This is a genomic window from Kitasatospora sp. NPDC001225, assembly GCF_053597855.1.
Genome location: NZ_JBSFJC010000251.1, coordinates 1 through 5,694 on the forward strand (window position 1 = coordinate 1; position 5,694 = coordinate 5,694).

Here is a 5,694-nt window from a genome sequence, read left to right on the forward strand (position 1 = left end):
GCCGCCGGCCCGCAGAGCCCGGCGGCCACCACCGGGACCATCGCCAGCCAGCTGACGGACGCGAACGTGACGGGGGTGGCCGCGTCCACGCCCACCACCGCCGCCAGCACCGCCAGCGGCACCAGCCAGGACCAGTGGCCGTACCTGATCAGCACCGGCAGCCGCGGCCCCGGCTCCTCGACGGAACGCGCCCGCAAGCCGTCCCTCCCGTTCTCGCGACGTCCCCCGCTGTTCGGGCGCCCCGCCCCGGCGCGCAGCCGCCCGGCGGAGGTTGCGCCCAAGGTACGGGGCCCGGTCACGGCAGCGGCGGTGCGGCGGCGTGGTGGGTCCGGCGGTCGCACGTTCGGCCCAGTCGGAGCACCGCTCGCGACACCCCGCCCGGCCCGCCACCGCTCCACCGCGTGCGGCTTTCCGAGTGAGGGGGCAGGGTGGTGCCGTACGGACCTGCCCGAACCACGCGGCGCCACCGGTGACCCGGCGGCCGGCCGAAGGAGGCGCCATGCGCACCCTGAAGATCCCCCGTCGGAGCCTGGCCCTGGCCGCGGCCCTCGCCGCCCTGCCGACCGCCGCGCTCGTCGCCCCGGCCCAGGCCGCGACCGGTGCCCGGACCGCGACCGCCGCCCCGCCGGTGTCCTTCGTGGAGCTCCCCGAGACCGCGCTGCCGCGCGACCACGCGACCCGGCCGATCACCGTCACGTACCGCAACGACTCCTCGGCCGACCGGACGGTGGCCCCGCAGATCCTCGTCGAGTCGCCGGACAACGGGCCCTTCCTCAACCCGGCGGGCATCCGGATCGAGGTGCTCTCCCCCGACGGCCACTGGCGCGCCATTCCGCTCGGCAGCCAGACCGGCACGCTGTACACCCGGCTCGTCCCGGCCAAGACCGTCCTGCACGGCCACCAGACCCTCACCGCGCACTACCGGGTCACCGTGGTCGGGAAGGCACCGCTCCAGGGCACGGTCGAGCCCCGGGTGGCGCTCTACCGCTGAGTCACCAGACGCCCCGAGCCGGTGCCACGGGACACCGGCTGCCCTTGGTCACCTGCGGCTCAGGGCAGCTGCACCGTGGTGAAGGTGCCGGCCGGGGTGCCCGCCAACGCGCCGTCCATGGCGTCGCGCCAGATCGGGCCGGCCAGGGTGCCGCCGAAGGCCTGGCCGACCACCTGGCCGCCGATCCGCTGGCCGTCCAGCGGCTTGGGGTTGTCGGTGTCGCTGACCACGGTCGCGCCCGCCATCTCCGGGGTGTAGCCGACGAACCACACCTGGCGGCTGTCGTTGGTGGTGCCGGTCTTGCCCGCGCTGTCCCGGCCGGTGAGGCCGGCCGTCTGCCCGGTGCCGTCCTCGACCACGCCCTTGAGCATCGCGCTGACCGTGTCGGCGGTGCCGGCCGACATCACCGCCGAGCAGTTCGCCTGCGGCACCGCGAGCGGCTTGCCGTCGGGGCCGGCCACCGAGGCGATGGCGGTCGGCGCGCAGTAGGTGCCGTGGGCGGCGAAGGCCGCGTAGACGGCCGCCATCGTCAGCGGGGTCAGGTCGTTGCTGCCGAGCGTCATCGACGGGACCACCTGGAGCTTCTCGCCGCCCGCCTGCTGGGTGATGCCCAGCTTGTTCGTCATCCGCGCGACGTTACACAGGCCGGTGTCGGCCTCCAGCTTCGCGAAGTAGGTGTTGACGGACTGCGCCATGGCCGACTTCATGTCGAACCGGCCGGTGAGGCTCTGGCTGTCGTTGTGCACCTGCCCGGAGGACGGGAACCTCCCGCCCGAGCAGTCCGTCATGGCCGGCCACGGGATGCTGTAGTCCGTGGTGTAGGCCTGGTCGGCCGGGATGCCGCTCTCCAGGGCCGCCGCCGCGACGACCGGCTTGAAGGTCGAGCCGGTCGGGAAGCCGAGCCCGCCGCCCATGGCCTTGCCGGCGTTGTAGTTGATCTGGGTCTGGTGCTGCTTGCCGTCGACGCCGTACGGGCGGCTCTGGCCCATCGCCAGGATCTTCCCGGTGCCCGGCTGGACGATGCTCATCGCGCTCGCCGCCTGGTCGCCCGCGTCGACGTGGCCGGTGACCGAGGCCTGGAGCGCCGCCTGGGCCTTCGGGTCGAGCGTGGTGCGGATCTGCAGGCCGCCGCGCTTCCAGACCGCCTGCCGCACGGCGGCCGACGCGCCGAAGGCCGGGTCGGTGAGCACCGTCTCGCGCACGTAGTCGCAGAAGAAGCCCTCGCCCTGCTTGGCCAGGATGCACCCCTGCTGCGGCGCCTGGACGTTCAGCCCGAGCGGGGCGGCGATCGCCTGCCGGGCCTCCTCCTGGGTGATGTGCCCGTACCCGGCCATCTTGCGCAGCACGGTGTCGCGCCGCTCCTTCGCCGCCGTCGGGTTGACCGTCGGGTCGTAGCCGGTCGGCGACTGCACCAGGCCCGCCAGTAGCGCGGCCTGCGGCAGGGTGAGGTCCGCGGCGTGCACGCCGAAGTAGCGCTGGGAGGCCGCCTCGATGCCGTAGGCCTGCTCGCCGAAGAAGGTGATGTTCAGGTAGTTGGTGAGGATCTGGTCCTTGCTCAGGGTCTCCTCGACCTTGATCGCGTACTTCAGCTCCTGGATCTTGCGGCCCACGGTCTGCCGCTGCGCCTCGGCGACCTTCTGCGGGTCGTCGCCCGCCTCCTCGACGAAGACGTTCTTCACGTACTGCTGGGTGAGGGTGGAGGCGCCCTGGGCGGTGGTGCCCGAGGAGGCGTTCTTGTCCAGGGCGCGCAGCACGCCCTTGAGGTCGATCGCGCCGTGCTCGTAGAAGCGGTTGTCCTCGGTGTCCACCAGCGCGGTCTTCACCAGCGGGGAGATCCGGTCCGCCGGGACGACCGTGCGGTCCCGGTCGTACACGGTGGCGATCGTGCCGCCCTGGGCGTCGAGGATCGTCGTGGCCTGGGACAGCGGAGGGGTCTTGAAGTCGTCGGGCAGGCTCTGGAAGTCGTCCGCCGCCGACTGCGCGCCGAGCCCGACCGCCGCCACCGCGGGCAGCACCATCCCCGCCGCCACCACCCCGGCGACCACGCTGACCGCGACCAGCCGCGTCCCGTGTCCCAGCTTCCGTATGCCCGCCACCACCCGCAGTTCCGCCATGACGCGTGACCGTACGCGGCGCAGATGAGGAACTCCTTGGAAGCCCGGCCCGCCGCCGGGCGCGGACGGCGCACCCGGCGGCAGGCCCGTGGGGCGGGGTCAGCAGGCCTTGACGTACCAGACCGGGCCCCAGTCTGCGTTGGGGTCGCCGTAGGGGGCGCCGGGCGTGGTGTAGACGAGGTTCTTGGACTTGCCGTACATCTTCGCCTTGAGGCCGGTGGACTGGTTGTTGTACCAGGACCCGCCGCTGTTCAGGCCGTCGGGGATCTCCTGGAGGATGCCGCAGTCGCTGAAGCGGAACATGAGGTGCTGGTAGTTGCTGTACTTGTAGCCGCAGATGTAGCCCTTGGGGCAGTCGGACGGGGCCGCCGAGATGGCCGGCTGGGCGTTCGCCACGGGGGCGAGGAGCGTGGTGGCGGCGGCGAATCCGGCCGCGAGGACGATGCCGGCCTTGTGGACGAAGCGCATGGGGGACCTCCTGGGAGCAGTGACGTCGTGTGCGGGCGGCCGGGTCCGGCGCCCGCACCTCAGTCTCGGAGTCCGGGGCACCGCCGCTCGACGTGTTTCGGCCTGGCCCGAATCACGGACGCACCGCTCAACTCCCGTACGAACCGGGCACGTCGGGCGCGTCGCCGAGCAGTCCGAGGCCGAGCGCGGTCGGGCTGTGCAGCGCGGTGTTGCGGTACCGGGAGGTGCCGATCAGCCTGGCCTCGCGCAGCACGGTGGCGTGTTCGCTGGCGCTGGAGGGGGTGATCCCGGCGAGGGCGGCGAGTTCCTTCGTCGAGCAGCCCGGGTGGTCGGCGATCACCCGCAGCACGGCGGCCCGGGTGCGCCCGAGCAGGGCGGTCACGGTGGGCCCCGACCCCGCCGGGGCCGGGTCGGGGCCGAGCAGGTCCGGCCAGCCCGCGGGGCGGCCGTCGTCGATCGGGAAGGTGACCGCGGGCTGGGGCAGGCCGTGGGAGTCGTCGCTGACCATGGCCCGCTTGGCGAACACCGAGGGGGCCAGCAGGACGCCCTGCCCCTGGAGCCGCAGGTCGTGGTCGACCCTGCTGCGGACCTCCAGCACCGGCGGCTTCCAGCGCATCCACCGGGGGCTGGCGCCGGCGAGCAGCAGCTCGACGCCCCCGCCGAGGAACTGGCGCATCCGCACCGCCCGGTCCGCGGCGTAGCAGTCGGTGATCCGCGACCAGTAGCGGCCGACCAGGTGCTCGTAGAGGAGGCCGAGGCTCTGGGCGAGTTCCTCACGCAGCGCGCCGTCCTCGGCCAGGCGGCGGGCCCACCCGGGGACGGGCTGGTGCTCGGCGATCGCGGCCAGCTCCGCCGCGACGAGCCGGCCCGGGGTCGCCCGTACCCGCTCCAGCAGCTCCTCCGGCCGGCCTGCCATCGCGGGCATCAGGAAGGTCGGCCCCCAGCCGTCCGCCGGTGCCAGGGAAAGCGCCATCCGGGCCCGCTCGGGCAGCCGCCCCAGGACGCTCCGCCGCCACGGGTCCAGCCGCGCCGCGCGGCTCCGGTCCTGCAGGGCCCGCGCCGCGGCCAGGAGTTCGGCGAACGGCATCGGACCCGCCGGCCGGGTCCTGGCCAGGTCCTGGGAGGTGAAGTGGATCCGGTAGACCATGGGTTCCCTCCGGTGGCGGGCGACGCGGTCAGGTGCGTTTGAAGAACTCCACCTCCGCGAGCGCGATGGCGCGGCCGGCGCCGGTCCCGGCGGCCTCCCGGACGGTGAGCTTCACCTGGGTGACGTCGCTGATCCCGGTCTGGACGGTCTGCGGGCCCGGCTGGTCGTTGAGCGGGACCTGCTGGGTGTGGACCTCGCCGTCCTTCCCGGTGACCTCCAGGGTGAGGACGACGGGGCGGGCCTGCTGCTGGAACTGCTGGGGATCCGGGGAGGCCCCGGTGTGGACGATCAGGTCCACCAGCCGGAACGGGCCGCGGAAGGAGAAGGTGACGGAGTCCCCGATCGCGGGCGCGCCCCAGTAGGTGTTGCTGAGGCCGTCGTCGGCCAGGGTGGCCGGGTGGCCCTCGACGGCGGCGCTCGCCGAGGTGGTGGCGGGGGCGATCGGCGCGGTGCCGCGGACCTTGTCCAGGACGTCCTGGAAGACCCGCTGACCGGCCGGGAAGAGCAGGACCCCGGCCACGACCACCGCGACGAGCGCGAGCAGGGCGATGGTGCGGCGCAGCGCGTTGCCCGAGCCGCCGATCTGCACCCGGCGCCGGAACGGCCAGCGGGTGCGCCACCAGGGCAGTTCGGCGACGGCTTCGGTGGGGGTCAGCGGTGCGGCGCAGCGGCGGCAGAACTTCCGCCCGGGCAGGTTGGGCGTGCCGCAGCTGGGGCAGGGCGGGCCGTCCTGGGTCTCGACGGCCTCGGTCGCCCGGCTGACGGGGCGGGGCGCGACCGGCTTGGCGGGCTGGACGGCCACCGGGTCGGCCGGGGCTGCGGGGGGCTGCGCACCGGGGACCTGCGCTGCGGGGTCGGGGGCGGCCGGGGGTTCGGCGGCCGGGGCCGGGGCAGGCGGGCGGGTAGGGGCCGTTCGGGTCGGTGCCGAGCGGCGGGAGCGGGCGGCCGAGCGGGGCCTGCGCGGTCACGTCGAC

General features: G+C 74.4%; 5 protein-coding genes and 1 pseudogene. 1 reads left to right on the forward strand and 5 read right to left on the reverse strand.

Translation table 11 applies throughout. From position 1 onward, the window contains the following. Positions 1–197: pseudogene (locus tag ACWDCZ_RS38375) on the reverse strand (serine/threonine-protein phosphatase); the annotation flags it as partial. Positions 198–499: 302 nt separating this feature from the next. On the opposite strand from ACWDCZ_RS38375, the gene ACWDCZ_RS38380 reads away from it, so the two are divergent. Then, positions 500–991, forward strand: a complete 492-nt coding sequence (locus ACWDCZ_RS38380; protein WP_107086501.1) for a hypothetical protein — start codon at positions 500–502, stop codon at positions 989–991. Between the two features lie 59 nt (positions 992–1,050). Here ACWDCZ_RS38380 and ACWDCZ_RS38385 read toward each other — a convergent pair whose 3' ends face one another. The 4 genes from ACWDCZ_RS38385 to ACWDCZ_RS38400 form a co-directional block, all read right to left on the reverse strand. Then, positions 1,051–3,105 carry a transglycosylase domain-containing protein gene (locus ACWDCZ_RS38385; protein ID WP_449818364.1) on the reverse strand — a complete coding sequence of 685 codons (2,055 nt, stop codon included), beginning with the start codon at positions 3,103–3,105 and terminating at the stop codon, positions 1,051–1,053. Between the two features lie 99 nt (positions 3,106–3,204). Then, a complete protein-coding gene (locus ACWDCZ_RS38390) occupies positions 3,205–3,573 on the reverse strand; it encodes a hypothetical protein (protein WP_449818365.1) in 369 nt (122 codons plus the stop codon). A gap of 127 nt (positions 3,574–3,700) precedes the next feature. Beyond that, a complete protein-coding gene (locus ACWDCZ_RS38395; RefSeq protein ID WP_449818366.1) occupies positions 3,701–4,720 on the reverse strand; it encodes a winged helix-turn-helix domain-containing protein in 1,020 nt (339 codons plus the stop codon). A 28-nt stretch (positions 4,721–4,748) separates the two neighbouring features. Further along, positions 4,749–5,522, reverse strand: a complete 774-nt coding sequence (locus ACWDCZ_RS38400; RefSeq protein ID WP_449818367.1) for an NADase-type glycan-binding domain-containing protein — start codon at positions 5,520–5,522, stop codon at positions 4,749–4,751. Positions 5,523–5,694: the final 172 nt, after the last annotated feature.

What these genes read in the sequence shown, in the direction of transcription:
- ACWDCZ_RS38385 (WP_449818364.1), bottom strand. Translation starts at nt 3,105, where the DNA reads ATGGCGGAACTGCGGGTGGTGGCGGGCATACGGAAGCTGGGACACGGG.
- ACWDCZ_RS38390 (WP_449818365.1), bottom strand. Translation starts at nt 3,573, where the DNA reads ATGCGCTTCGTCCACAAGGCCGGCATCGTCCTCGCGGCCGGATTCGCC.
- ACWDCZ_RS38380 (WP_107086501.1), top strand. Translation starts at nt 500, where the DNA reads ATGCGCACCCTGAAGATCCCCCGTCGGAGCCTGGCCCTGGCCGCGGCC.
- ACWDCZ_RS38395 (WP_449818366.1), bottom strand. Translation starts at nt 4,720, where the DNA reads ATGGTCTACCGGATCCACTTCACCTCCCAGGACCTGGCCAGGACCCGG.